Here is a 24,987-nt window from a genome sequence, read left to right as displayed (position 1 = left end):
AATTATGAAAGCAGCAGTTATTTATAAAAAAGGCGAAATGCCAAAATATGCAGAATTTCCAGAGCCAGTTGTACAAAACGAAAATGAAGTTTTAATTTCGGTTAAAGCCGTTGCGATTACCAATCTCGATAAAGGTATCGTAAGCGGAGATCATTATTCATCAGAAAATGAAAATCAAAACGGAAGCGTAATTGGAAGTGACGCCATTGGTATTTTAGAAGATGGAACTCGAGTTTATGCCCGCGGAATCTCCGGCACCATTGCCGAAAAAGCGCTTGTCGAAAAAAACAGAATGGTAAAATTGCCTGACGGAATTAGCGATGCAACAGCCGCAGCAATGCCAAATGCAGTGGCAGGTTCCGCAATGGCGTTGAGATTTAGAGCACAAATACAAGCCGGAGAAACAGTTTTGATCAACGGAGCTACTGGTTTTACAGGTCAAATGGCGATTCAGATTGCGAAACATTATGGTGCGAAAAAGATAATTGTAACCGGAAGAAATGAAAAAACACTTCAAAATCTTTTAGCCTTAGGTGCTGACGAAATTGTTTCTTTAAAACAAGATGATGAAACGATTATTAAACAACTTAAAGCGATTCATTTAAATACCCCGATAGATATTGTTTTGGATTATTTATGGGGACATCCCGCAGAATTAATTCTTACGGCTCTAAAAGGAAATGGTTCGTTTACAACAAAAGTAAGATATGTGACAATTGGAGGAATGGCGGGTGATACGATCCAATTATCATCAGGAATTTTAAGAAGCGTAGATCTTCAATTATCAGGTTCCGGTTTAGGAAGCTGGACAAAAGAGGAAGTAAAATTACTATTCTCGGAGATATTACCGGAAATGTTTCTTTTGGCTGCGCAAAATCAATTAAAAGTAAATATTGAAACTGTTTCTTTAGTTGATATTGAAAAAGCCTGGAATAAAGAAATTCCGGATGGTAAACGGTTAGTTGTGATTATTTAAAAATGCAATTTGAACGCGGATGAAACGGATTGCTAAAGCAAAACACGGATAAAAACGGATTTTTTTAATTGTTTTTATTATCATCAAAATTATTTATCCCATAGGGATTTCATATTGGTAGAAAATGGTAGACAACGTTTTCTGTGTCCCGTAAAGGACTACATATCTTTTTTCGGCTCGTATTGTCCTTAACGGGACAAATATGTTTCGCGTTAATTTGATGCTACCAATATGAAATCCCTACGGGATAAAAATTATAGTTGTAGCGATAAATCTCTATTTGTGATTTTATTTTTAAAATTCATACAAAAGAAAAAAGGTTTGATAAGAATTACTCTCATCAAACCTTTTCTATTAAAATCGCTGTAAAAATTACTCTTTAGACAACATCAATTCTTTGATGTATTTTACCGGAGCACTTCCAAAGCTTAAGAATTTTTCGTGGAATTTTTTCAGGTTGAATTTATCCCCTTCTTTCTTTTTAAGTTCTTCTCTTAGGTTGTAAATTTCAGTATATCCTGTAAAATAAGAACATAATTGTACTTGAGATAAAGTTACACGTCTCCATTTTCCATCTGCTTCTGCTTGTTGCTGGAAAGCTTCTTTGGTCAATAGATCGATTGCAGCTTCTTTAGACATGTTTTTAGTATGAACACTAATGTCAAGAATTGTGTTGCATGTAGCTCTTAAGTTCCACTTGTAGTACATCAACCACATTTCATCAGAATTTTTATAACCGCTTTCTAACATCATTTTCTCAGCATAAACTGCCCATCCTTCAACCATTGCACCATTTCCTAAGATCGATTTAATGATACTTGGCGATTGATTGCTGTAAACTAATTGAGTGTAATGTCCGGGAACTGCTTCGTGAATATTTAAAATCTGAAGAATATAATCGTTGTATTCTCTTAAATAACTTTCTGCATTTTCAGCAGTCCATCCTGTCATGCTTCCCACGTTATAGTAAGTGTTGGCATTTTTATCATAAGGTCCGGGTGCAGAAATAGATGCTCCTGCAACACCTGCCATATAAGCTGGTTCTTTACGAACAACAAGTGGTTTTGACGGATCGATGTACAATAAATCTTTTGCTTTTACATAAGCTGTTAATTCCGGAATTTGTTTCTCAATTTCAGACTGAAACTTCTCCGGAGTGGTGTGTTGCAAAGAAATTTTATCAATAACTTGTTTGATTAACTCCAGTTTGTTGGTTGGTTTTGCTTCGGTTCCTTTATATTTAGTCCAAAGTTTATCTGCCAAAACAAACATTTTATCGTGTAAGTCTTTTTTGTGATCGTTTGCCACTTTAAAAATCTCGTCAGCAGTATAGCTTGACTGAATATCAAAATTGAACTTTTTAGCATATAATGCAGATCCTAATCTAAAAGAACGTGGGGTTTTGTTTGGTAAATTTTTCAACCAATCAGCGTAATCTGTAATTGCTTTTTTAGCTGTTTTTGCTTTGTTAAGCATTTCTTTTTTCTCAGTTTCGCTTAATTTACTTTGTTTTAAAGCTGCAGCTAAATCTGTATCAAAAACAGATGAACCGCCTAAATTTTGCGCTATTGCAAGTTCAGTATGCTCAATTGTTGGATTTTTGATGTTCTTTTTGGCAGCTTCATAATAAGCCGGAACATTGTTCATTTTAGCATTAAAAGCACGCAAACGAACTTCTAAAGAATCGTATTTTCCGTTTAGAATCTCAGCAAAAGATCCGCATACATTGTATTCAGAAGGATTCCATTCAGACGATTTTAATTCTTTTATACTAAAAATAGTAGCTTCAAGCTGATTTTTAATCATTTGAAAATCGGTCTTGTTGTTATCAGACAAATTTTCAACGTTGTATTGTTTTAAGGAATCTAATTGTGCGTTGACAAAATCAAGTTGTATTTTTTCTTCGTTAGCATCCGGAATAGACAAAATACTATCGTATTTATGATACCCAACGCCAGAAGCCCAACCCGGATTAATTTTCCACAAAGAGGTTACAAAACCATCTTTATACTTGTCAAATTTTCCGTCTAAAGCTTTATCTTCGTTAGACTTACCACTTTTATTACAGGAAAAAAGAAGCGAAATCGCAAAAATTGAAACAAATAGTTTTTTCATAAGTTAATTTTTTAATGGTTTAAAGATAAAAAAAATGTTCTTTCTGCAAAACTATTTGCTATTTGTAATTAATATTTCAATAAATCTGATAAAACTTCCTCGAAACGATTTTTAGGTAAAAACTGATCTTCTAATGCTTTTGTAAACGGAATTGGCGAATCTAAACTCGCTACTCTTTTAACCGGAGCATCCAGATATTCAAAGCATTCCTCCATAATTAAGGACGAAATATCACTTGCTATTCCTCCAAACAAAGTGTCTTCCTGATAAATAATTACTTTTCCTGTCTTTTTTACAGAAGCAAAAATAGTTTCGGTATCCAAAGGCTGTAAAGTTCGTAAGTCAATTAAATCAGCTGAAATTTCAGGATTATTAGCCAAAGTTTCTAAAGCCCAATGCACCGGAGCGCCAAAAGCAATAATAGTAACCTGATTTCCTTCTTTTAATAAAGCTGCTTTTCCTAATGGAATCGTATAATAATCAACCGGAACATCCTGATAAACGCTGCGATACAATTGTTTATGTTCGAAAAACAAAACCGGATTTGGGTCATTAATAGAACTATTCAATAACCCTTTTGCATCATACGGAAAAGCCGGATAAACGACTTTTAAGCCCGGAGTTTTGGTAAACCAGGCCTCGTTGGTTTGGGAGTGAAATGGCCCGGCCTGAGTTCCTCCGCCACAAGGCATACGAACGACAACATCTGCATTTTCGCCCCAGCGATAATGAGATTTTGCTAATAAATTGACAATTGGGTTAAATCCTGTAGAAACAAAATCGGCAAATTGCATTTCGACAATGGCTTTATAACCATTTATAGATAAGCCCATTGCGGTCGAAACAACAGCGCTCTCGCAAATTGGTGTATTTCGTACGCGATCTTTTCCAAACAAGTCTACAAAACCATCTGTAATTTTAAAAGCGCCGCCATATTCAGCAATATCCTGCCCCATTATGATCAGTTTTCCATAGCGTTTCATAGATTGCTCTAAACTATATCTGATAGCATCTATAAAACGTATATTTTTAACTTCTTCTGTCGGATTAACTTCTTCATGTTCATAAGGTTTATAAACATCATCTAATTCTCCGCTATAAGTTGGTATAATTTCAGGTTCGGCATTGGCAATGGCCAAATTTTCGTCGATTTCCTGTTTGATTTCAGCGTGTAACTGCTCGTCGAATTCGGTGGTAAGAATGCCAATTTCGGTTAAGTAATTCCTATAATTACTTACAGGATCTTTGGCGGCCCATTCGTCCATCAATTCCTGCGGAACGTATTTTGTACCACTCGCCTCTTCATGACCGCGCATTCTGAATGTTTTAAATTCTAATAAAACCGGATGCGGATCTTTTTGCATATCTTCTTTTAATTGAGACAATTTATTGAAAACTTCAACAATATTATTTCCGTCAATAATATAACTTTCAATGCCATAACCAATTCCTTTATCAGCAAGGTTTTCGCACAAATACTGTTCGTTTGTAGGCGTCGAAAGCCCGTAACCATTATTTTCGATAATAAACATTACCGGCAATTTCCAAACGGCAGCAATGTTTAGCGCTTCATGAAAATCTCCTTCGCTTGTAGCGCCTTCTCCTGTAAAAACAGCGGTGACTTTTTTATTGTTCTGAAGTTTATCTGCTAAGGCGATTCCGTCTGCGATCCCTAATTGCGGGCCAAGATGCGAAATCATCCCGATAATTTTATATTCCTGAGTACCAAAGTGAAAGCTACGATCGCGCCCTTTTGTGAAACCATTTGCTTTTCCTTGCCATTGCGAGAATAGGCGGTGCAACGGAATGTTTCTTGTGGTAAAAACACCTAAATTTCTGTGCATTGGCAACACATATTCAGTGTCGTCTAAAACAGCTGTAACGCCTACTGCGATTGCTTCCTGCCCTATTCCGGAGAACCATTTTGATACTTTTCCTTGTCGGATCAGGATCAGCATCTTTTCTTCGATCAAACGAGGTTTAAGAATTTTTTTATATAAATCTAATAATTGAGTATCAGTAAGGTTTTGTCTGTAAAAGATCATTTGGTTCTTGGTTTTAGTGTTTCAAATATAGAAAAATATAACAATTTTATTAATTTTTGTTACAAATTTTTAATTTTATTATAACTTTTAAAATTCAAATCTAAAATATTCTCTACCTTTGTTATTAGAAGGTTTACAACGCCTTTTATCCTATTAAATAAAAATGTAAAGTATGCAAAACATTCCTAGTGTAGACTTACGTGATTTCCTTTCGGACGACCCGAAACGTAAACAAAAATTTGTAAATGAAATCGGCAGTGCATTTGAAAACATTGGCTTCGTAGCCCTAAAAGGTCACTTTTTAGATGATCAGTTGGTAGACGAGCTTTATGGCGAAATTAGAAAATTTTTCGCTTTGCCAGTAGAAACTAAGCATAATTATGAGATTCCCGGAATTGGCGGGCAAAGAGGTTATGTTTCTTTTGGAAAAGAACATGCTAAAGGGCGTAAAGAGGGGGATTTGAAAGAATTCTGGCATTTTGGTCAGTATGTTGATGCATCTTCTAAGTATGCATCTGAATATCCTGAAAATGTTGAAGTAAAAGAATTACCTCGTTTTAATGTTGTAGGTAAAGAAGCGTATCAAATGCTTGAAAAAACAGGTGTTTATGTGTTAAGAGCTTTGGCTTTGCATTTAGGTTTAGATGAATTTTATTTTGACCAATATGCAAAAGAAGGAAACTCTATTTTAAGACCAATTCATTACCCACCAATTACTTCTGAGCCGGAAAACGCCATTCGCGCCGCTGCTCACGGAGATATTAATTTGATTACCCTTTTGATGGGGGCTCAGGGTAAAGGATTACAGGTTCAGAATCACGATGGCGAATGGATTGATGCTATCGCTGAAGATGATCAATTGGTTATTAATGTGGGAGATATGTTGTCAAGACATACCAACAACAAGTTAAAATCAACGATTCACCAAGTGGTAAATCCACCAAGAGAATTATGGGGAACTTCACGTTATTCTATTCCGTTTTTTATGCATCCTGTAAGCGATATGCGTCTGGATTGTTTAGAAAACTGTATTGATGCTGAGAATCCTAAAAAATTCGAAGATATTACTGCGGGAGACTATTTGTACGAACGTTTAGTAGATTTGGGATTGATTAAAAAATAAACTTAAATAAATTCCCAAAAAATAAAAAATTCCAAATTCCAAACTCATTATTGGAATTTGGAATTTAATTTTTTAAAGCTTTAGGCTTGGAATTTATTTTTTAGCATAAAAAATTTATGGACTTACAAGATCAATTAAAAAACTTATTCCCGGATCACGTAGAATCTAATGAACCCGAAGAAGTTCAGGAGCAGGATCATGTGCTTTACATTCAAAAAGAGCCTATGATTTGTAAATTCGAAAAGAGAAAAGGAAAAGCCACCACTATTATTGAAGGCTACGAAGGATCTGATGAAGATTTTAAAATTTTAGCCAAAGAAATTAAAACAAAATTGAGTGTTGGCGGAACTTTTAAAGATGCTTCGATTATTATTCAGGGCGATTATCGTGATAAAATAATGGTGATTTTAAAAGAAAAAGGATTTAAAACGAAACGTGTTGGAGGTTAAATTAATGAAATTCCAATTTTTAAATTCCAAATTCCAAATTGGACGAATTTAACCGCAAAGAACGCTAAGAATAATAAATACAAGTTTTAATAAAAACGCATAAGTTCGCAAAGCTTTGACCTGAAATGTTTTCATTACTAATTTTAGATTTCATTATTTGGAATTTGGAATTTAAAAATTTGGAATTTCAGAAAAAAAAATCCGTCGAATCTGTGGGCAAAAAAAGTTTACGCCCTAAAGAAAACCTCAGAACCTTAGTCACTCAGTAACTTAGAACCTTAAAAAAAATGATACAAAATTCAGAATTAATACTTAATCCAGACGGAAGCGTTTACCACTTAAACCTTCTTCCTGAACATATAGCACACGATATAATTTTTGTTGGAGACCAAAACAGAGTCGAAAAAATCACTCAGTTTTTTGATTCGATTGAATATTCTACTCAAAAAAGAGAATTTAAAACCCAAACCGGAATTTATAAAGGCAAAAGAATATCTGTAATGTCAACCGGAATTGGTCCTGACAATATTGATATTGTGGTGAATGAATTAGATGCTTTGGTAAACATCGATTTAAAAACGCGTCAGCCAAAAGAAGAATTGACTTCTTTGAATATTATCAGAATTGGAACTTCAGGTTCTTTACAGGCTGATATTCCTGTGGATAGTTTTGTAATGTCTAAATTTGGGCTAGGATTAGATAATATGCTTCGCTCCTATTTGATTGATGAAGTTTCGAATGCAGCGATCGAAGATGCTTTTATACACCATACTAATTGGGATATTAAAAAAGGAAGACCTTATGCGATTGCTTGTTCTGAAGCATTAGAAAAAATAATCGAATCGGATAAAATATTCAAAGGAATTACTGCAACTGCCGGAGGTTTTTACGGGCCACAAGGACGTGTATTGCGTTTGAATATACAGGACGAAGAATTAAACAGTAAAATGGATAATTTTAGTTTTAATGACGAAAGAATTACTAACTTAGAGATGGAAACCGCTGCTATTTATGGATTATCTGCGCTTTTAGGACATAATGCATTGTCATTGAATGCTATTATTGCCAATCGTGCAACCGGAACTTTTAGTGAGGACCCATACAAAGCAGTTGATGAATTGATTACGTATACATTGAATAAACTGGCTGGGAATTAATTATAGAATTAGTCCATTAGAAAATGAGATAATATATGGAAGACGCTATTCTTAAATTTGAGAAATTATTGAATGAGAATGTCAATTATTTCCCAACGATAAGCAATGAAATTTTAGAAGCTAAAATACCTGAAAAATGGTCTAAAAAAGAAATTTTAGGCCATTTGACAGATTCAGCTATTCATAATCTGGTGCGTTTTACAGAAATAAATTATGTAGAAAAACCTTATCAGCACAGGCCATATAACCAAATAGATTTAGTAAATTTAAATCAGTATCAAACAATGGATATTGATGAATTGACACAATTGTGGTTCGTGATCAACAAACAGATTATTAGAATTATGAAATCTGTTGATAATGAGGCTTTAGATTATAAAATTGTTTTGAGTGATGGATCGATTATTGATTTGAAATTTCTGATGACTGATTACGTAACCCATTTAGAACACCACATAAACCAAATTAGATAATGGCAGAAACGCATAAAAAGATATTGTTTAAATATTATAGTACCTATCTGGAAGAGATTGTTTCAGAAACCATGTGGGCAGAAATTATTGATGCTGAAAAAGGATATTTCAAATTAGATAATATTCCGTTTTTTGGACCTTTGATTGCAACAGACGATATTTTTCGTGCTGAATATGATGAAAATGAAAAAGCATTTATGCACAAAGAAACAATAGAAAGCTCAGGAAATTCGATTGTTCAGGTTTTAGTACTCGAAAAAGAATTTGATGCGGCAGTTATCAGAGAAAAGCTAAAAGCTCTGAATTGCATAACTGAAGTTTTGAATGACACTTTTTTTGCTGTTGAAATTGTGAGAAACACAGATTATTCATTAGTAAAAAGTGTATTGAATGAGTACGAATCGCAGGCAATTATAGAATTTGCAGAACCTTGTCTTTCTGAAAAACACAGAACCGATTTATTGAAAAATTAGATAATATGTCAATTCGATAAGATAATTAAAAGAAACTAAACTTAGAATACGCTTACCAAACTTAAACTTAAATTAAAATGAAAACTGTAAAAATTGTAGGTGTCCCGGAACACTTCAATTTGCCATGGCATTTATGCATCGAAAATGGCGAATTTGAAGCAGAAAACATAGATTTACAATGGAAAAACATTCCTGAAGGAACCGGTAAAATGTGTCAGATGCTTCGAGATGGAGAAGCTGATATTGCCGTAATTTTAACCGAAGGAATTGTAAAGGATATTGTTGCCGGAAATCCCAGTAAAATTGTTCAGATTTATGTTCAATCGCCTTTGATTTGGGGAATACATGTTGCTGCAAAATCAGATTTTCATACCGTAAAAGACCTTAAGGATAAAAAAGTAGCCATTTCAAGATTAGGTTCGGGATCTCAGCTAATGGCTTGTGTCAACGCGCATGATAATGGCTGGAAAACGGATAATTTACAATTCGAAATCATTAATACCATCGACGGAGCTGTTGAAGCCCTGACAAAAGGAACTGCAGATTATTTTATGTGGGAACGTTTTATGACTAAACCGCTTGTAGATCAGGGAATTTTCAGGAGAGTTGGCGACTGCCCTACTCCATGGCCATCATTTGTAATTACCGTTCGTGATGAGTTCTTGAAAAAGAACCCAAAAATTGTCGAGAAAATATTAGAAATTATAAACAAAACAACGCACGATTTTACTCAGATTCCAAATATAGACAAAACATTATCAGAGCTTTTCAATCAAAAAATTGAAGATATTCAGGAATGGCTGAAACTGACACAATGGTCTCAGAAGAATTTAAGTGAAAAAGCATTCATTAAAATTCAAAATCAGTTATTTGATCTGGGAATTATTGATAAAAAAAGTACTTTTGTTGAAACGGTAAAAGCGCTTTAAATACTTGCTTTTGAATTCTTATGATAAAATTCCCTAAAATTGACTTTCCGCAATTAAAATCCAAACTACAGGTGAAATCTCCCTGGGACAGGATTATTATTATGCTGTTGAGTCTTTTGATTACGATTCCGATTTTTATCATTCTGCATCAAAACCTGATTGATTTAGAATGGGCTTTTAATTTAGACCGTATCTTTATTTTTATATTTGTTTTTGCTGCTATTTTCTTTCTGTTAATGTACCTGCGAACCATAATACTTTTATGTATTGCAGTTTATTTAGTGGTTTTAATTTATGGAAGTGTTATTGGCAATTATGGTTTTAGTGAAATCTCCGAAGATTATAATTCGATGATTTATACCATGTCTGATAATCCTTTTCCGCAGGATATTATCGTAGCAAAACTGCTTCCGTTTCCTAATAAATCAAAAATTATCAATGCCATCGAATATCAGAATCCAAAGGTTCGAAATTTCGCGATAATGGCTACAACAAAGCATTTTAAAGGCCTAAAAGGATATTCTGATTACAGAACTATTATTCAGTGTTTTGCCGTGTTTAAAGAGATTAATAGCCGCTGGAATTACGTAAACGATCCCAAAGAAGGTGATTATATTGCTACTGCGAGCGAATCTTTAGAATATTTTTCAGGAGATTGCGACGATCATTCTATTTTAATGGCTGCCGCAATTCGCTCTATTGGTGGTACTCCGAGGTTAATTCATACTAAAGGACATATTTACCCTGAAATACTAATTGGTTCTATGATCGATCTGGAAAAGGTCAATTATCTAATAAAAAATGTACTTTTTGTAAAAGAAAGTTACGGTAAAAAGATTCATTATCATATAGATGAACGTGGTCAGGTCTGGATGAATCTTGATTATACTGCCAAATATCCCGGAGGACCTTTTATGTATGAAGAGATTTTGGGAGCTTTGACTTTGAAGTAGTTTTTTTAGGTTCTAAGGTGCTAAGGTTCTGAGGTGCTAAGTTTTTTTTTAATATTGTGTTTTTGCCCACGGATTTTACGGATTGAACGGGTTTACGCGGACTATTTTTTAAATTTTAATTGCAAATTCCTGTTTTGAAATTTTAAATTCCAAAAAAATCCAAATCTCAAATTTTCTGATAATATCAGTTTTAGCTTAGGGGTGTTTTTGGCCTCTACAATCGATATTGGTATTACGATAAACATGCTTCACAACAAACTTTTCCGGATCGTACCGTAATTTCTTAATGTCCACGCAATCAAAAACTTAAAATTCGGAATGTGAAATTTAATTTTGTAGGTTTATTTATCGATTAATTTATAAATATTTGATTTTTAGATTTTTAATTAAAAATAATTTTGTAATTTTCTAAGGTCTAACTTTAATCACAAAATCATGAGAAAATCTAACTTATTTATCTTCGCAATTGCATTATTAGCAGTATTAATGATTTCATGCCATAAAGGTCGCAATAAACTGGTAAACTCTTGGAAAATCACTGCTGTTGAACCTAAAATACCGCTTTCGGATTCTTTAAAAAATGTGATTCTGACTAACGGAACATTAACTTTTACAGAAGACGGACACGTAACGGGATATTTACAAAATGAAATAAATAATGGGACTTTTGCATTGACAAAAGGTGGAAAGAGTTTAGTGATAAAAGATGAAACGGGAACCCCATATCCTTGTGAAAGCACTATAACAGATGATCAACTGATATTAGACAGCAAAGAGATGAAAATAACCCTCAAAAAAATATAATGTAAGTTTTCAGCATTATAACAAACAATATATCAAGCCACGTTGAAGTAAAATTTAGCGTGGTTTTCTTTTTAAATCGAATGTATTTTCAAAATCAAACACAAATTGTATCTTTGCAATCTTAAATAAAAGTAATAATTTATGTGAAAAATAATTTCTTTCAGGCAATTTAGAAGGTAAACTGCAATCGCGGTTACTCTATTTATTCATCTTTATAGAAAGAAATTATGCTTACTCTACAAAACATTTCATATAAACACAACAACAGTGATTTATTGTTTGACAATATTGGTTTTACAGTAAATAATCACGAAAAAATCGCACTAATTGGTAATAATGGAGTCGGAAAATCGACGCTGTTAAAAATCATTGCCGGCGAATTAAAGCCATCAAACGGAGATCTAAGAGTTAGCTCTCCTCCTTATTACATTCCGCAAATTTTCGGGCAATACAATCATTTTACAATTGCTGAAGCTTTACGCGTTCATGACAAACTCAAAGCTTTTAAAGAAATTCTGAATGGAAATGTTACGGAAGAAAATCTGTATGTATTAAATGATGACTGGACTATTGAGGAGCGTTGCAGCAATGCATTAAAGTATTGGCAATTATCTGATCTGGATTTAACCGAAAAAATTGAAAATTTAAGCGGAGGACAAAAAACAAAAGTTTTCCTCGCGGGTATTTTGATTCACGAACCAGAATTGGTTTTGCTTGACGAACCTAGCAATCATCTTGACAAAGCAACCAGAGAATTGTTGTATCACTTTATTACATCTACAAACAGTAGTTTAATTATTGTGAGTCATGATCGAAAACTACTCAATCTTTTGAATACTGTTTATGAGCTTAGTAAACGCGGTATTACTATTTATGGCGGGAATTACGACTTTTATGCTGAGCAAAAACAAGTTGAAAATAATGCTTTAAACCAGGATTTACAAAGTAAAGAAAAAGCCTTGAAAAAAGCCAAAGAAAAAGAGCGTGAAACTCTGGAAAGGCAGCAAAAACTGGATGCACGAGGCAAAAAGAAACAAGAGAAATCAGGTGTTGCACGCATTATGATGAATACTTTGCGGAATAATGCCGAGAATAGTTCGTCGAAACTCAAAAGTGTTCATGTAGAAAAAATAGATGGTATCTCGAAAGAACTACGCGAAATACGCTCTGCCCTACCCGATATCGATCAGATGAAATTTGGTTTTGATGATTCGGGTTTGCATAAAGGAAAAATTCTTTTTAAGGCAAATGCAATTAACTTTAGTTACAGAGATCAATTGCTTTGGAAAAAAGATTTGAATATCGAAATCCTGAGCGGAGAAAGAATTGCTCTAAAAGGCAGTAATGGATCAGGAAAAACGACTTTAATCAAAATAATATTGGGTAAATTAAACCCTAAATCAGGAACGGTCTATAGTTCGCAAAACAAATCGGTTTATATTGATCAGGATTATTCTCTTATCAATAATGAACTTAAAGTTTACGATCAGGCGCAACAGTTTAACAGTTCAGGATTAGAAGAACATGATATAAAAATGAGGTTAAATCGCTTTTTATTTGATAAAGAATACTGGGATAAACCTTGTAGCGCTTTAAGCGGAGGAGAAAAAATGCGACTAATGCTTTGCTGCCTAACGATTAGAAATGAGTCGCCGGACGTTATTATATTAGACGAACCTACGAATAATCTTGACATTCAGAATGTTGAAATCCTTACGGCTGCTATCAATGAATATCAGGGAACATTAATTGTGGTTTCTCATGATGAATCTTTCTTAGAAGAAATTAATATCCAAAAAAGCATTTTACTTTAAAAACAAATGAATTTATCGTGTTAATATATTGTTAATTTACTTTTTAATTCTTACTTTTACTTAGCTAATTTATTTAAAATCAGCTAAGTAAAAAGGTATTATTTAAAAGGTAAAGCTATGATCTTAAACCATAAAAAAATATTTTTAATAGATAGTTTGGGCGCTTTGATTTCAGCTTTTTTCTTAGGAATTGTATTGGTTAGATTTGAAATCGCTGTTGGAATACCTAAAGAGGTATTGATTATACTCGCCACACTATCTTGTGTTTTAGCGCTCTACTCTTTTATCAATTATTTATTTGTGATAAAAAGCTGGCAGTTCTATATTAGAATCATTTCTTTGGTGAATCTTCTATATTGCTGTTTAACGATTGGGTTTCTAACTTATTTTCATAGAGAAATTACCGTTTTGGGATGTGCTTATTTTTTTATCGAAATTATAATTATACTCATTCTTGCTAATATTGAAATTAACGTGGCAAAATACAACTAGATGTGATCTCCTTAAAAATAATAAAAATTTGAGCTTCTAAAATTAGTAGATTTTAGAGGCTTTTTTTTGTAACTCATTCATTTTGAGTAAAAAAAATATAAAATATTTTGCGCAGTCAAATAACTGCATTATATTTGCAGTCAAATAACTGCACAATGGAAATTCGTAGAGATGTATTTCAGGCCATAGCCGACCCTACCCGCAGGGCAATATTAAGTTTAGTTGCGATACAAGCGATGACACCCGGTGTTATAGCAGAAAATTTCGATTCGTCACGACAGACGATTTCAAAGCACATTCAAATCCTTACGGAATGTGAATTGCTGAGTCAGCATCAAAACGGAAGGGAAATTTATTACCTCACAAATGCAAAAAAAATGAAAGAAGTAGCTGATTTTATAGAACCTTTTCGACAAATGTGGGACGACCGATTTAATAAATTAGAAAGTATAATGAAAAACTACAAACCTAAACAATAAACTACTATGGAATTAAAAACAAAAATTAATGCCAAAGATGGTCAGCAGGATCTTGTTATTACACGAGAGTTTGATCTTCCGTTAGAATTACTGTTCAAAGCTTATACAGAGCCTGAAATTGTAGCGCAATGGATGAGTACAAAAGTACTGAAACTTGAAAATAAGAAATATGGCGGTTATCAGTTTGAGACAAGCGATCCCCGCGGAAATGTTGTATTTAAGGCGAATGGAGTAATTCATGAATATAGCCCAAATGAAAGAATAACACGAACATTTGAAATGGAAAACTCCCCTTTTGAAGCGCAGCTTGAGTTTTTAGATTTCGAATCAGTTTCTGAGGAAACGAGTAAACTGACGATGCATGTTATTTATAAATCAGTCGATCTTCGCGATCAAATGCTAAAATTGCCTTTTGCACAAGGTATAAACATGGCACATAACAGATTACAAGATATCGTAAATCAACTAAAATAAAATATCATGACAAAAAGAAATAAAATTATCTATTGGATTGCTACTCTTTGGCTTGCATTAGGAATGACAGTAACCGGAGTAGTACAATTAATAAAAATGAAAGAAGAAGTAGATATGATGAACCATTTGGGGTATCCAGTCTATTTTTTGACTATTCTGGGAATTTGGAAAATATTAGGCGTAATCGCAGTATTAATTCCTAAATTTACTTTATTGAAAGAATGGGCTTACGCAGGGTTCTTTTTTGCAATGTCAGGCGCTGTTTTTTCTCATTTGGCCTGTGGCGATGCTTCTATTGCTCTTTTTGGGCCAACATTGTTACTTGTACTAACCATTGTGTCCTGGTATTTTAGACCCCTGGAAAGAAAACTTATTTTGGTTCAATCATAAAATAAAAGTTATGAAAAATAAATTATCAACAGAGCAACAAGAAGAATTGCTTACTATTTTAGAAGCTCGTTTTGAAAAGAATATGGAGCGCCATAAAGGTATTGAGTGGAATAAAGTACTGGCAAAACTACAAGTCAATCCGGATAAATTATGGTCTTTGGATGAAATGGAAAGAACTGAAGGAGAACCGGATGTAGTTGGTTATGATAAAAAAACAGATGAATATATATTTTATGATTGTGCCGCCGAAAGTCCTAAAGGCCGAAGAAGTATCTGCTACGATCATGAAGCATTAGAAAAAAGAAAAGAAAACAAACCCAAAGACAGTGCGCTTAATATGGCCGAAGAAATGGGAATTAAAATCCTAAATGAGGAACAATATAAAGAACTTCAGCAACTGGGTAAATTTGACACTAAAACCTCGAGCTGGATTGAAACACCTTCTAATATCAGGAAATTAGGCGGTGCTCTCTTCTCTGATTTTCGTTACAATACTGTTTTTGTATATCATAACGGAGCAGATTCGTATTATGCCGCAAGGGGTTTTCGCGGATCGTTGCGTGTTTAATTCATTTAAAATAAAATGTTATGAATCCTAATGTTGATTTTTATTTTGATGAAGCCAAAAAATGGCAAAAGGAACAAGAAGAACTACGTGAGATCGCATTAGAATGTCAGTTAACCGAAGAGTTAAAATGGGGAACTCCTTGTTATACTTTTCAAAACAGTAATATTGTTTTGATACACGCTTTTAAAGAGTATTGTGCTTTTTTATTCTTTAAGGGAGCTTTGTTAAGCGATACAGATGGAATTTTGATACAGCAATCAAAAAATGTTCAGGCAGCAAGACAAATCCGGTTTACGAATCTTCAGGAAATTAAAGATCAAAAATCGATTCTAAAAACTTACATTTATCAAGCGATAGAAGTTGAAAAATCGGGTCTAAAGGTGAAATTAAAGAAGACCAAAGAATTTGAAGTTGCAGAAGAATTTCAAAATAAATTAGATCAGGATTCAAAATTAGAAGCTGCATTCAAAGCTTTAACTCCCGGACGACAAAGAGCTTATTTACTGCATTTTTCATCTCCAAAACAATCTAAAACAAGAGAATCAAGAGTGGAGAAAGCTATTGATCAGATTTTGGATGGAAAGGGACTGAATGACGATTTTAAAATAAAATAAATATATTAGCCCAAATAATCTATAAATAATGATATTAGCCTTCGATACGTATTACTACGACGGAAAAGCAAAGACGGTTTGCCTTGAGTTTACAGAATGGAATCAAAGTGAAAATTTTAAAATTCACACCGAAATTATTGAGAATGTAGAAGAATATATACCGGGAGAATTTTACAAAAGAGAATTGCCTTGTATTCTCAGTTTATTAGATAAAATTGATTTAAATAATATTGAAGCCATTGTTGTAGATGGTTTTGTGTATTTAGATGATGAAAAAAAATACGGTTTGGGAGGTCGCTTGTACGAAAAACTAGAGGGTAAAATTCCGATTATTGGTGTTGCGAAAACAAATTTTGCGGCTATCGAAAAACACAAACTAGCTCTTTTGAGAGGCGATAGCAAAAAGCCTTTGTATATTACTGCTATTGGTATTGAGTTGGATGATGCTTTTGAAAAAGTAGCCAGTATGGCCGGAGAATTTAGATTTCCGACGCTGTTAAAGGAATTAGATCGATTGACAAAAGAATTGTAACTTAAGTAATTCCTTTTTTTTAAGTGAATGTACCTTCTTTTATTAGCGCTGGAGTGAAATCAATAATTTTTTAATGACATACTTTTATGATTATAGAATGTTACCAATTATTAAAAGAAATAGAAAAAAGACCAGCAATGTGGACTGGAGAGGTAAATCTTAAAAGTATAAAAATATTTGTTTCAGGATATTATCTGGCACTTATAAATCATAAAATTGTTCCTGAAAATATAAACGAACCTTTTTTTGATTGGATTGCCAACAAGTTGGGCTATTTTGAGTCAACTGCAGGATGGGTAAATATGATTTTGGCATACAGTGTAGGATTTGAACCAGAAAGTATAATTTGGGAAGAACTATTTGATTGCAATGTGACTAAAGAACAGCATTTAAAATCTATACAACTATTTTATGAGTTAGTTGAACAATTTAAAACTGAATTTGAAACCAACTCTAACTAAATAGTTTTACTGAATTTTATTTAAATGAATTTATTAAATTTGATAAACCGGATGTATAAATTAAAACAAGTATTATGCAGGATTCAAATAACATAACACACGTCACTTCAAATGATAAGACGCCAAAAGTAACAGGAATTGGAGGTGTTTTTTTCTTTTCGGAAAATCAAAAGGAAACTAGAGAATGGTATGCCAAAAACTTAGGTTTTGATGTTAATGAATGGGGTTCGACTTTTGAGTCCAGAGATTTTAATAATCCTGATAAAATAAATGCTGTACAATGGAGCCCTTTTAAGAAAGGTGATGAATACTTCTCCCCTTCTAAAAAAGATTTCATGATTAACTATACGGTTCAAAATATTGAAGGTCTTGTCAATCAGCTCAAAGAAAACGGCGTGACTGTTCTTGATGAAATTGCAACTTACGATTACGGTAAATTCGTGCATATTATGGACGCAGAAGGCAATAAAATAGAACTTTGGGAACCTGTTTAAAATAATTGCAAAATGGAAGACAATAATTATAATCATTTTCTAAAAAATGTAGCTTCGCCATTAGATTATTCAGAGGGATTTTATTTGGTCTATATCGAAGTTGCCGTAAAGACTGAAGAAATAAATAAAATAATTTCAGAACATGCAAAAATAACGTCAGAACTGGAGTTTGGTTATTTATGCGAATCTCATATGCAGGCCATTCCTGAAATTGCGCGCTCTTTGTCGCAAAAAAATCATGCAATATACCAAATGGTAAGATTGGTTAGGCTGACTAAAAAATCTGATGATAAAGAAGTAAAATAACTTCGCAAAAAATTATGTCTTTCAGTTTTTAAATTGAGGTAAAATATACTTTGCCATAATTTCGAATGCTTGTTTTGCTTTAAACGATTGGTAGTTTCCCTGCGTGAAAACAACCGTTAAGTTTAAATTTTCTACAATAAAATACTTGCTGCCATTACCCGATGCAAAAAGTAAATTTTCCTCTATATCTTTTGTTTTTGGTTTAAAAAATAATGCTTCAAAATTTTAAATAAAAAAGATTTTTAGAAGCTAAAGATACTATTATTATGAGCTGGTTTCTCAAGTATATGCCCCAGTGTTTTTGGTACTTGCGGTAAAAAGCCTTATATTACGGGAAATTAAAATGTCATTTTACATTAAAAATTATTGGCAGAAAACATTTATATATGAAAAGATTACTTCAGTGGACTATCATCATTCCGGCACTTGCCTGGATTCTTTTTTTTAGCGGACTCGTAGACAACAGCAGCATTTTTCAGGTTATTGCCAGTATATTGCTTATCCTTAGTGTTATGTCGGCCGTGCATCATTCAGAAGTAATAGCAGAAAGAGTTGGAGAACCTTACGGAACCATTATTTTGGCTATCTCTATAACCGTTATCGAAGTTTCGATTATTGTATCGCTCATGCTGTCAGAAGGAACTGAGGCGGCTTCTTTAGCCAGAGATACGGTATATGCTGCTACGATGCTGATTCTAAACGGTATTATCGGACTTTGCCTTTTAATTGGCGGACTAAAACATTATGAACAAAATTTTTCTGTTTCTTCTGTAACTATTGCTTTGGTTTCACTGGTTTCGATTATAGTATTTACACTGGTCTTCCCTACTTTTACCGAAAGTGTAAAAGGATCTTATTACTCCTTTCCGCAACTTGTTTTTGCTTCTATAGCATGTCTTGTTATTTATGGCTCTTTTCTATTTGCACAAACCAGCAGATACAGGCAATATTTTCTAACGGTTGGCGATGATGAAAACGAAGATGTAGTTGAGCCTATAGCAATCGATAATAAAACCTTTTATACCAGTCTTGTTTTCCTGATCGTGAGCTTGGGAATTGTGGTTTTATTGGCAAAAACACTATCTCCTACTATCGAAACTATTATTGTGAGCTATCACCTTCCAAAAAGTTTGGTTGGAGTTGTCATTGCTGCGATAATTTTACTCCCTGAAGCGATTGCTGCAATTATTGCGGCAAGAAAAAACAGACTGCAAACCAGTATCAATTTAGCTTTAGGTTCTGCCCTGGCAAGTATCGGGTTAACAATTCCTAGTGTGGCAGTAGTTTGTATTATTATGGATATGCCAATTATTCTGGGGCTTGATATAAAATCTATAGTGCTGCTGGCTTTATCTGTGTTTACGGTAATGTTATCTTTAAGCAAAGGCAAATCGAACATCGTTTACGGAGTTGTGCTTCTCGTAAACTTATTCGCCTTTATATTCCTTATGATCTATCCTTGATTTGATATTTATAAAAAACAACCAAAACTCCATTAGAAATAATGGAGTTTTTTTGTATTAAAAAAATAAAATATTAGTGTGTTTAAATTTACAAAATTTTACAAAAAATCGATTACATTTACTTTCGCCAGAATATATCTGTTTCATAACAATACCACAGTCTTTAAAATTTAATAAAATACAAACCAACCAAAAACAATAAATTATGATAAGAAAAATTACTCTAATTACTTTATTTTTAACTTCTGCAGTTTCTTTTTCTCAAGCAACACTTGAGCATTCGTATGTCATAAACCAAGATGAAGGATCAGATCAAAGCTATTTTTTTAATACAGAAACTGCATCATATCACTACACGTATGATACAAGCAATGTTTTAAAAATTTATAAAGAAGACCATTCCATTTACGCTACATTAAACTTACCTGTTGATTCGGGATATAATGTAAATAATCTACAGCTATTTACAGATAAATTGTTTAATTCAGATAATTCTATAGAGTTTTTATTAGTTACTGTAAACGCAACAGGAGTTCATAAAATGACACTTTTGAATGAAAAAGGAGATGTGTTACAACAATTTGGCGATAAACAAGATGCTTTGATTGTGAAGACATTATCTAACAATTATAAATTAATTACTCAAAAAGCAACTTATAATTCAGGTCTTTATATTACGAAAAAAGATGTGTATGCATTAACAGGTTCGCTTTCAGTTAATCAAGTGAAGGATTTATCTAAATCATTAGTTGCTTATCCTAATCCGGTAAAAGATGTTTTGAATATTACAAACCCTACTGATAAAACAGGAGATGCAAGTCTTAAGGTGTTTTCTGCAACTGGAAAATTGGTTTTGCAAAAAAATATTGCCGGTAATAACGAAGATTTCATCAAATTAGATGTTTCTGGTTTACAATCAGGTGTTTATATCTATAAGATTAATGATGTTTCTAATAAATTCATAAAAGAATAATAAACACTAAAAACCCCAAAGTAGAAAATGAAAAAAATAATTTGTACTGTTACTGCAGCGTTACTAACAGTTTGTGCTTTTGCGCAGGAAATAAAAATTAAAAACGACGAAGTAAAGCTCGATGACAAGGCAGTGGCTTATATCGAAGGCAAGAAACCAAATCTTCAAATTTTAAGTTTAGACAAACAGTATTCTGTAAGTGCCGAATTAAAATTTTTAGAATCTACAGGTAAAAGATGGATGATTCTAAAGAGTGCAAAAACAGGTAAAACGAATGAAGTTGATTATAAAAAGTTTAACCCGCTAAACCAACAAAAAAGTGTTATTGAAGCCTTTATCGATAAAGGTTTTGTAAGTGCAGACGGTTTAAATACTGAAGCTATCGAAAATTTTATAAACGGAGAATCTTCGGGTGTAGGTAATAAAATTAAAGATGAAGCAAATGCTGCAAATGGAAAACAGAAACGTATTGAAGGTTATCAGGTTACAATCGACGATGCCGGTGTTATCTATAGTGCAATAACAAAAGATCCTAATAATAAAAAGATTGGGAATATAAAAATTGTCTCTACAACAGCATTAGGAGTTCAGAAATACGAAGTGTATGATTTAGACCAGAATTTGATAGCAACCTGGTACAATATGAGCAGCAAACATCCGGGTTATGATAAGTTTTTGTACGAAGAGCTTATCACTTTTGATAATAAAGTATTTAAAATAAAATATGAAAGTTCAGGCGCTAATATACAATATAGACTAAGTGCAGATAAAACTGCTTTAAATATTGTAAATGAGTTAATTGACAACAAATATGTTTTGCAGCATCAGGGAACTGCCCGCTAAAGAATAAATATTAAAGACCGATATTTCAATAGTTTTTTAAATTAAGGAAGCTTTCAAAATCATCAATTTTGAGACTTTAAAAGAATAGAAAAATAAAAGCTTTTTAAGCACAAAACTCCATTAGAAATAATGGAGTTTTTTATTTGTGGTTTGTGATATTCGTAACTTTTTTTGGATTATTCCGCTGCCTCTAACTCTACGTTTGTTCTGCGGATAGATTCGGCATCTTTATAATCCAGCCATTCCTGACCTTTTCTTTTTCGCATCCAGTTATCGTAATATCGGATTACGGCGACATTGGCAAAACCTTTCCATAAATTAGATGGTCTTCCGGCAAGAGATCGTAAACTAAGCGAAAAACCAGGCGTAAGGTATTTCATGTAATGCCACCAGCCTTCGGGCATATAGAGCATTTCGCCATGATTAAGATTAGTGATATAAGGCGTAACTTTTCTGAGTGCGGGAAAACGTTCGAAATCCGGATTATCAAAATCGATATCCTCATTGCATAACCATGAATATGGCAGTCGGTACATGTATTTTGTTTCTTTGGGATCTACCAGAACACATTGCTTTTGACCATCAAAATGAACGTGGAAAATATTTGGGAAATCAATATCATAGTGCATAAATACTTTGGCATCCTGACCGCCAAAAAACACAAGTGGCATACTCTTCAGTAACCTTATACCTAAGCGCGGCCAATGCATATCTGACTTCATAGACGGAACATCTTTCATGAGATTGTATAAAAAGATACGAAGATCAGTTGGGCCTTTTTCCAGAATATCAATGTATTCAGACATCGTCATCTTAAAATCAGGTTCATTGACTTTTTTGGTATAATCTGTTTTACGGCTATCGTATAAGGGAACCGTTTTATCTCCTGCAATTTCTCTGATAAATTCTAAATTCCATTTAGTAAAAGCGGGCCAGTCTTCTATTTGTTTTGTAATTACAACAGGCTTTTGTGGCTTATAATAATTTTCTATGAATTCTTTTTTGGTAAGTTTTTCAACCCTTTCTATCTGTATATAATGATCAAATGCCATATGCAATAGGTTTTAAAATTATATGTTGATACAACAAGTAAGTACTATAAACGAACAATTTGAAATGAGTTGACAATGAGTATCGTAATTTTTATTATAGGACTTTCAATAGTAAAGATAAACATTCTTCATTAAAACAGACCTCACATTTTTCTTTCGATAAAATGCATTTTTATGAAGTCAATCTTCCTCAATAACATCCAGTTAAAATTATAAAATATTGAGCTTTTATTAAACAACATTTTTAAATAAATATTGCTTTTTTTTGAATTGTATTTATGTCCAAAATTGATAAGAAGTTCAGAAAATTTACCGTCTCAAATTCAAAATAAGTTAGTAAAATAGTCCTGAAAATATTTGTTATATTAGCCAAAATAAAGTTGCTTATAGCGCTAAATTGACTTGTATAAGTTGAATTAGTGATGTTTATAAAAAAAGCAGTAAAATTTTAAATCAAAAACCACCAAAAAGACCAAACAAAATTTCCATAATAAATTAACCAAACTAACCTATGAAGAAAAATACTTACGAAGAACTAAGCAACGAAAAATTATTAAAAAAGAGAGATTTATTTAAAGGCGTCTCGATAGGTTTTGGCGTTATTTTTTTATTAGCCATTGGCATTATAGTCTATATTTTAAGCGTAAAAGGGCTTAAAAATGTTTCTATCGCAACACTTGTTCCAATTTTTACATTGCCCATCATTTTTATGCCAATACTTATCAATTTAAGTTTATTGAACAAAGAAATTAAATCCAGAAAGCTGTAAATTTTCCCGAAGATTATAGCAATAAAAAACTCCAAAATCGTAATGAATTTGGAGTTTTATTATTTATGCTTATTTTAAAACTGTTTGTAAAATCTCAGAGAATTATTCGGCAAACATATCATTTCAGTTATGCTTTACGTTTTTTCTTTATTATTTTACTAGCTATAATATAAAGACCTATTAGTACTAGAAAATGTATTAAATAAGACTTAGGTTCACCGTCTCCGTTTACTACAGAAAAAACGCGATTCCATCTTACTTTATTAAAACCTTTCCCATCTTTATCCCAGCTAAACCAAATAAATACAGGCTTTCCTACTACGTGATCAAAAGGAACGTATCCCCAAAATCTGGCATCTAGAGAATTCTGACGATTGTCTCCCATCATCCAGTAGTAATCTTGTTTGAAAGTATAAGTTGTACTTGCTTTTCCGTTTATAACAATCTCATTTCCATTGACTTTTAGCGTGTTTTTTTCGTATTCCTGAATAATTCTCTTGTAAAAAGGAAGTGTTTTTAGGTTCAATTGTATCGTTTTTCCTTTTTGAGGAATATAAATTGGGCCAAAATTATCTATGTTCCAACCCAAAGAACGAATATGAGGAAACACACCTCCATCCTCTCCTTTTGGTGTTAGATTTTTTTTAACTCCTTTTACAACCGGATTATTGGCTATTGTAGCCGCTTCTTTATCTGTTAGCGTCAGGAAATATTGTCCCGTGTTTGTAAGTGCAAAATCTCCATTTTCATACTTCATGCCTTCTCTGGCGCCATATCTGTGTACAAGAGCATCCTGACTAATAGGCTGGCCTTTTGTATCTACAAGAAAATTGTATTGCGCTTTTGCACTTTCAGGCAGTTTATCTATCTTACCATTGATGTAAATATTTCCATCACGAATTTCTAAAGAATCGCCTGGCATTCCTACGCATCGCTTTACTAAGTTTGTTTTTTTATCAATGGGTTTGTAGTAATTTCGATCCGGATTAAAATTATCCATATCACGCAGCGTATCTGCAGGCTGATTGAAAACTACAATTTCATTACGTTTGATCTTTTCTAACGCGGGAAATCTAAAATACGGTAATTGAAACTTGTTCAGTAATGATGTTTCTTTTTTAGTAATATCATCATTAAACAAATAGGATTTCTTGCCTGTAAGAGGAATCGAGTCATGCACCATAGGCAATGCCACGGTAGTCATAGGAGTTCTTGCTCCAAAATTAATTTTACTAACAAACAAAAAATCTCCGGTATACAATGTTTTTTCTAATGACGAAGACGGAATTGTATAAGGCTGTATAATGTAGGTATGCACCAATGTGGCTACAATAATAGCAAATAAAAGAGAACCAATGGTATCTTCTGTATTCGATTTAGGCTTTAAATCTCTATTCTCTATATAATTTAGTTTTTCAGATGTGTAGTTTAAATACGTAATATAAAATCCTAATGTTACTACAACCAAAATAATATCAAGTGTGGAACTTTTTCCAAAACTTTTAATAGTTTCGATCCAGACTACCGGAATCATCAATAGATTTATAATGGGAACAAAAAGCAATAGAACCCACCAGCAAGGTCTATTTATAATTTTCATTAAAATAACTAAATTATAAACGGGTATAAATGATTCTAAAGGCTTTCTACCAGCTTTTGCATACAATTTCCAGGTAGATAATCCATGAACAATCTGCATGATTAAAATAAAAACGAGCCATTGTGATAAATTCATACGTTAAGTTTTATTTGTTGTTTTGTATTAA

At 32.9% G+C, this 24,987-nt stretch carries 27 protein-coding genes; 23 read left to right on the top strand and 4 right to left on the bottom strand.

The window, feature by feature from the left end; genetic code table 11:
• The first annotated feature begins 4 nt into the window (after positions 1–4).
• Positions 5–976 (top strand): quinone oxidoreductase family protein, encoded by a 972-nt coding sequence (locus tag ACIDC4_RS05860; protein WP_412042159.1) that lies wholly within the window; start codon positions 5–7, stop codon positions 974–976.
• Positions 977–1,348: 372 nt separating this feature from the next.
• Here the strand turns inward: ACIDC4_RS05860 and ACIDC4_RS05855 are convergent, their stop codons facing one another.
• Together ACIDC4_RS05855 and ACIDC4_RS05850 are read right to left on the bottom strand one after the other, a co-directional pair.
• Entirely contained in the window at positions 1,349–3,091 is a 1,743-nt protein-coding gene (locus tag ACIDC4_RS05855; RefSeq protein ID WP_412042158.1) for a DUF885 domain-containing protein, read from the bottom strand.
• A 68-nt stretch (positions 3,092–3,159) separates the two neighbouring features.
• Complete coding sequence (locus ACIDC4_RS05850) at positions 3,160–5,136, bottom strand: alpha-ketoacid dehydrogenase subunit alpha/beta (protein WP_412042157.1); 1,977 nt, start codon at positions 5,134–5,136, stop codon at positions 3,160–3,162.
• 172 nt (positions 5,137–5,308) lie between these two features.
• Between ACIDC4_RS05850 and ACIDC4_RS05845 the strand changes: the two genes are divergently transcribed.
• The 21 genes from ACIDC4_RS05845 (at position 5,309) to ACIDC4_RS05745 (ending at position 21,400) form a co-directional block, all read left to right on the top strand.
• Positions 5,309–6,259: an isopenicillin N synthase family dioxygenase gene (locus ACIDC4_RS05845; RefSeq protein ID WP_230038676.1), complete on the top strand. Its 951-nt coding sequence runs from the start codon at positions 5,309–5,311 to the stop codon at positions 6,257–6,259.
• A gap of 116 nt (positions 6,260–6,375) precedes the next feature.
• Positions 6,376–6,708, top strand: a complete 333-nt coding sequence (locus ACIDC4_RS05840) for a translation initiation factor (protein ID WP_412042156.1) — start codon at positions 6,376–6,378, stop codon at positions 6,706–6,708.
• 287 nt (positions 6,709–6,995) lie between these two features.
• Positions 6,996–7,865 (top strand): nucleoside phosphorylase, encoded by an 870-nt coding sequence (locus tag ACIDC4_RS05835; protein ID WP_412042155.1) that lies wholly within the window; start codon positions 6,996–6,998, stop codon positions 7,863–7,865.
• A gap of 35 nt (positions 7,866–7,900) precedes the next feature.
• Entirely contained in the window at positions 7,901–8,338 is a 438-nt protein-coding gene (locus tag ACIDC4_RS05830) for a DinB family protein (RefSeq protein ID WP_412042154.1), read from the top strand.
• Positions 8,338–8,811: a DUF4265 domain-containing protein gene (locus ACIDC4_RS05825; RefSeq protein ID WP_412042153.1), complete on the top strand. Its 474-nt coding sequence runs from the start codon at positions 8,338–8,340 to the stop codon at positions 8,809–8,811. Before ACIDC4_RS05830 ends, ACIDC4_RS05825 begins: the two co-directional genes overlap by 1 nt.
• Before the next feature lie 77 nt (positions 8,812–8,888).
• A complete protein-coding gene (locus ACIDC4_RS05820; protein WP_412042152.1) occupies positions 8,889–9,740 on the top strand; it encodes a substrate-binding domain-containing protein in 852 nt (283 codons plus the stop codon).
• Positions 9,741–9,760: 20 nt separating this feature from the next.
• Positions 9,761–10,693: a transglutaminase-like domain-containing protein gene (locus ACIDC4_RS05815; RefSeq protein ID WP_412042151.1), complete on the top strand. Its 933-nt coding sequence runs from the start codon at positions 9,761–9,763 to the stop codon at positions 10,691–10,693.
• Between the two features lie 435 nt (positions 10,694–11,128).
• A complete protein-coding gene (locus tag ACIDC4_RS05810) occupies positions 11,129–11,497 on the top strand; it encodes a hypothetical protein (RefSeq protein ID WP_412042150.1) in 369 nt (122 codons plus the stop codon).
• A 227-nt stretch (positions 11,498–11,724) separates the two neighbouring features.
• Entirely contained in the window at positions 11,725–13,311 is a 1,587-nt protein-coding gene (abc-f, locus tag ACIDC4_RS05805; protein ID WP_412042149.1) for a ribosomal protection-like ABC-F family protein, read from the top strand.
• A gap of 647 nt (positions 13,312–13,958) precedes the next feature.
• The gene (locus ACIDC4_RS05800) at positions 13,959–14,282 is read left to right on the top strand and encodes an ArsR/SmtB family transcription factor (RefSeq protein WP_194614580.1); all 324 of its coding nucleotides are present in this window, start codon (positions 13,959–13,961) and stop codon (positions 14,280–14,282) included.
• Between the two features lie 6 nt (positions 14,283–14,288).
• A complete protein-coding gene (locus ACIDC4_RS05795; RefSeq protein ID WP_412042148.1) occupies positions 14,289–14,756 on the top strand; it encodes an SRPBCC domain-containing protein in 468 nt (155 codons plus the stop codon).
• A gap of 6 nt (positions 14,757–14,762) precedes the next feature.
• Positions 14,763–15,146 (top strand): DoxX family protein, encoded by a 384-nt coding sequence (locus tag ACIDC4_RS05790; RefSeq protein WP_412042147.1) that lies wholly within the window; start codon positions 14,763–14,765, stop codon positions 15,144–15,146.
• A 10-nt stretch (positions 15,147–15,156) separates the two neighbouring features.
• Positions 15,157–15,714 (top strand): DUF4256 domain-containing protein, encoded by a 558-nt coding sequence (locus ACIDC4_RS05785; RefSeq protein WP_412042146.1) that lies wholly within the window; start codon positions 15,157–15,159, stop codon positions 15,712–15,714.
• A gap of 20 nt (positions 15,715–15,734) precedes the next feature.
• On the top strand, positions 15,735–16,328 hold the full coding sequence (locus ACIDC4_RS05780; RefSeq protein ID WP_412042145.1) for a YdeI/OmpD-associated family protein: 594 nt from the start codon (positions 15,735–15,737) through the stop codon (positions 16,326–16,328).
• 28 nt (positions 16,329–16,356) lie between these two features.
• Positions 16,357–16,860 (top strand): endonuclease V, encoded by a 504-nt coding sequence (locus tag ACIDC4_RS05775; RefSeq protein ID WP_412042144.1) that lies wholly within the window; start codon positions 16,357–16,359, stop codon positions 16,858–16,860.
• A gap of 86 nt (positions 16,861–16,946) precedes the next feature.
• Positions 16,947–17,321 (top strand): hypothetical protein, encoded by a 375-nt coding sequence (locus tag ACIDC4_RS05770; protein ID WP_412042143.1) that lies wholly within the window; start codon positions 16,947–16,949, stop codon positions 17,319–17,321.
• Between the two features lie 74 nt (positions 17,322–17,395).
• Positions 17,396–17,815, top strand: coding sequence for a VOC family protein (locus ACIDC4_RS05765; protein ID WP_412042142.1), 420 nt, complete (start codon positions 17,396–17,398; stop codon positions 17,813–17,815).
• Between the two features lie 12 nt (positions 17,816–17,827).
• Entirely contained in the window at positions 17,828–18,121 is a 294-nt protein-coding gene (locus ACIDC4_RS05760; RefSeq protein ID WP_412042141.1) for a hypothetical protein, read from the top strand.
• A gap of 386 nt (positions 18,122–18,507) precedes the next feature.
• Positions 18,508–19,584, top strand: coding sequence for a calcium:cation antiporter (locus ACIDC4_RS05755; protein WP_412042140.1), 1,077 nt, complete (start codon positions 18,508–18,510; stop codon positions 19,582–19,584).
• A gap of 205 nt (positions 19,585–19,789) precedes the next feature.
• On the top strand, positions 19,790–20,557 hold the full coding sequence (locus ACIDC4_RS05750) for a T9SS type A sorting domain-containing protein (RefSeq protein WP_412042139.1): 768 nt from the start codon (positions 19,790–19,792) through the stop codon (positions 20,555–20,557).
• A gap of 27 nt (positions 20,558–20,584) precedes the next feature.
• Entirely contained in the window at positions 20,585–21,400 is an 816-nt protein-coding gene (locus ACIDC4_RS05745; RefSeq protein ID WP_412042138.1) for a hypothetical protein, read from the top strand.
• 176 nt (positions 21,401–21,576) lie between these two features.
• On the opposite strand, the gene ACIDC4_RS05740 is transcribed toward ACIDC4_RS05745, so the two are convergent.
• A complete protein-coding gene (locus ACIDC4_RS05740) occupies positions 21,577–22,452 on the bottom strand; it encodes a cupin-like domain-containing protein (RefSeq protein WP_412042137.1) in 876 nt (291 codons plus the stop codon).
• Positions 22,453–22,963: 511 nt separating this feature from the next.
• Between ACIDC4_RS05740 and ACIDC4_RS05735 the strand changes: the two genes are divergently transcribed.
• Positions 22,964–23,221 carry a hypothetical protein gene (locus tag ACIDC4_RS05735; RefSeq protein ID WP_412042136.1) on the top strand — a complete coding sequence of 86 codons (258 nt, stop codon included), beginning with the start codon at positions 22,964–22,966 and terminating at the stop codon, positions 23,219–23,221.
• Between the two features lie 127 nt (positions 23,222–23,348).
• Here ACIDC4_RS05735 and lepB read toward each other — a convergent pair whose 3' ends face one another.
• Positions 23,349–24,956, bottom strand: a complete 1,608-nt coding sequence (lepB, locus tag ACIDC4_RS05730; protein WP_412042135.1) for a signal peptidase I — start codon at positions 24,954–24,956, stop codon at positions 23,349–23,351.
• Positions 24,957–24,987: the final 31 nt, after the last annotated feature.

The sequence above is a fragment of the Flavobacterium sp. C3NV genome (assembly GCF_046825355.2).
In the GTDB taxonomy this organism is placed as follows: Bacteria; Bacteroidota; Bacteroidia; order Flavobacteriales; family Flavobacteriaceae; genus Flavobacterium.
Note: the sequence above shows the minus strand (reverse complement) of the source record. Positions and strands in the feature narration are given on the sequence as shown.

Excerpts from the sequence above, each read along its gene's own strand:
- ACIDC4_RS05860 (WP_412042159.1), top strand. The coding sequence starts at position 5 with ATGAAAGCAGCAGTTATTTATAAAAAAGGCGAAATGCCAAAATATGCA.
- ACIDC4_RS05855 (WP_412042158.1), bottom strand. The coding sequence starts at position 3,091 with ATGAAAAAACTATTTGTTTCAATTTTTGCGATTTCGCTTCTTTTTTCC.
- ACIDC4_RS05850 (WP_412042157.1), bottom strand. The coding sequence starts at position 5,136 with ATGATCTTTTACAGACAAAACCTTACTGATACTCAATTATTAGATTTA.
- ACIDC4_RS05845 (WP_230038676.1), top strand. The coding sequence starts at position 5,309 with ATGCAAAACATTCCTAGTGTAGACTTACGTGATTTCCTTTCGGACGAC.
- ACIDC4_RS05840 (WP_412042156.1), top strand. The coding sequence starts at position 6,376 with ATGGACTTACAAGATCAATTAAAAAACTTATTCCCGGATCACGTAGAA.
- ACIDC4_RS05835 (WP_412042155.1), top strand. The coding sequence starts at position 6,996 with ATGATACAAAATTCAGAATTAATACTTAATCCAGACGGAAGCGTTTAC.
- ACIDC4_RS05830 (WP_412042154.1), top strand. The coding sequence starts at position 7,901 with ATGGAAGACGCTATTCTTAAATTTGAGAAATTATTGAATGAGAATGTC.
- ACIDC4_RS05825 (WP_412042153.1), top strand. The coding sequence starts at position 8,338 with ATGGCAGAAACGCATAAAAAGATATTGTTTAAATATTATAGTACCTAT.
- ACIDC4_RS05820 (WP_412042152.1), top strand. The coding sequence starts at position 8,889 with ATGAAAACTGTAAAAATTGTAGGTGTCCCGGAACACTTCAATTTGCCA.
- ACIDC4_RS05815 (WP_412042151.1), top strand. The coding sequence starts at position 9,761 with ATGATAAAATTCCCTAAAATTGACTTTCCGCAATTAAAATCCAAACTA.
- ACIDC4_RS05810 (WP_412042150.1), top strand. The coding sequence starts at position 11,129 with ATGAGAAAATCTAACTTATTTATCTTCGCAATTGCATTATTAGCAGTA.
- abc-f (WP_412042149.1), top strand. The coding sequence starts at position 11,725 with ATGCTTACTCTACAAAACATTTCATATAAACACAACAACAGTGATTTA.
- ACIDC4_RS05800 (WP_194614580.1), top strand. The coding sequence starts at position 13,959 with ATGGAAATTCGTAGAGATGTATTTCAGGCCATAGCCGACCCTACCCGC.
- ACIDC4_RS05795 (WP_412042148.1), top strand. The coding sequence starts at position 14,289 with ATGGAATTAAAAACAAAAATTAATGCCAAAGATGGTCAGCAGGATCTT.
- ACIDC4_RS05790 (WP_412042147.1), top strand. The coding sequence starts at position 14,763 with ATGACAAAAAGAAATAAAATTATCTATTGGATTGCTACTCTTTGGCTT.
- ACIDC4_RS05785 (WP_412042146.1), top strand. The coding sequence starts at position 15,157 with ATGAAAAATAAATTATCAACAGAGCAACAAGAAGAATTGCTTACTATT.
- ACIDC4_RS05780 (WP_412042145.1), top strand. The coding sequence starts at position 15,735 with ATGAATCCTAATGTTGATTTTTATTTTGATGAAGCCAAAAAATGGCAA.
- ACIDC4_RS05775 (WP_412042144.1), top strand. The coding sequence starts at position 16,357 with ATGATATTAGCCTTCGATACGTATTACTACGACGGAAAAGCAAAGACG.
- ACIDC4_RS05770 (WP_412042143.1), top strand. The coding sequence starts at position 16,947 with ATGATTATAGAATGTTACCAATTATTAAAAGAAATAGAAAAAAGACCA.
- ACIDC4_RS05765 (WP_412042142.1), top strand. The coding sequence starts at position 17,396 with ATGCAGGATTCAAATAACATAACACACGTCACTTCAAATGATAAGACG.
- ACIDC4_RS05760 (WP_412042141.1), top strand. The coding sequence starts at position 17,828 with ATGGAAGACAATAATTATAATCATTTTCTAAAAAATGTAGCTTCGCCA.
- ACIDC4_RS05755 (WP_412042140.1), top strand. The coding sequence starts at position 18,508 with ATGAAAAGATTACTTCAGTGGACTATCATCATTCCGGCACTTGCCTGG.
- ACIDC4_RS05750 (WP_412042139.1), top strand. The coding sequence starts at position 19,790 with ATGATAAGAAAAATTACTCTAATTACTTTATTTTTAACTTCTGCAGTT.
- ACIDC4_RS05745 (WP_412042138.1), top strand. The coding sequence starts at position 20,585 with ATGAAAAAAATAATTTGTACTGTTACTGCAGCGTTACTAACAGTTTGT.
- ACIDC4_RS05740 (WP_412042137.1), bottom strand. The coding sequence starts at position 22,452 with ATGGCATTTGATCATTATATACAGATAGAAAGGGTTGAAAAACTTACC.
- ACIDC4_RS05735 (WP_412042136.1), top strand. The coding sequence starts at position 22,964 with ATGAAGAAAAATACTTACGAAGAACTAAGCAACGAAAAATTATTAAAA.
- lepB (WP_412042135.1), bottom strand. The coding sequence starts at position 24,956 with ATGAATTTATCACAATGGCTCGTTTTTATTTTAATCATGCAGATTGTT.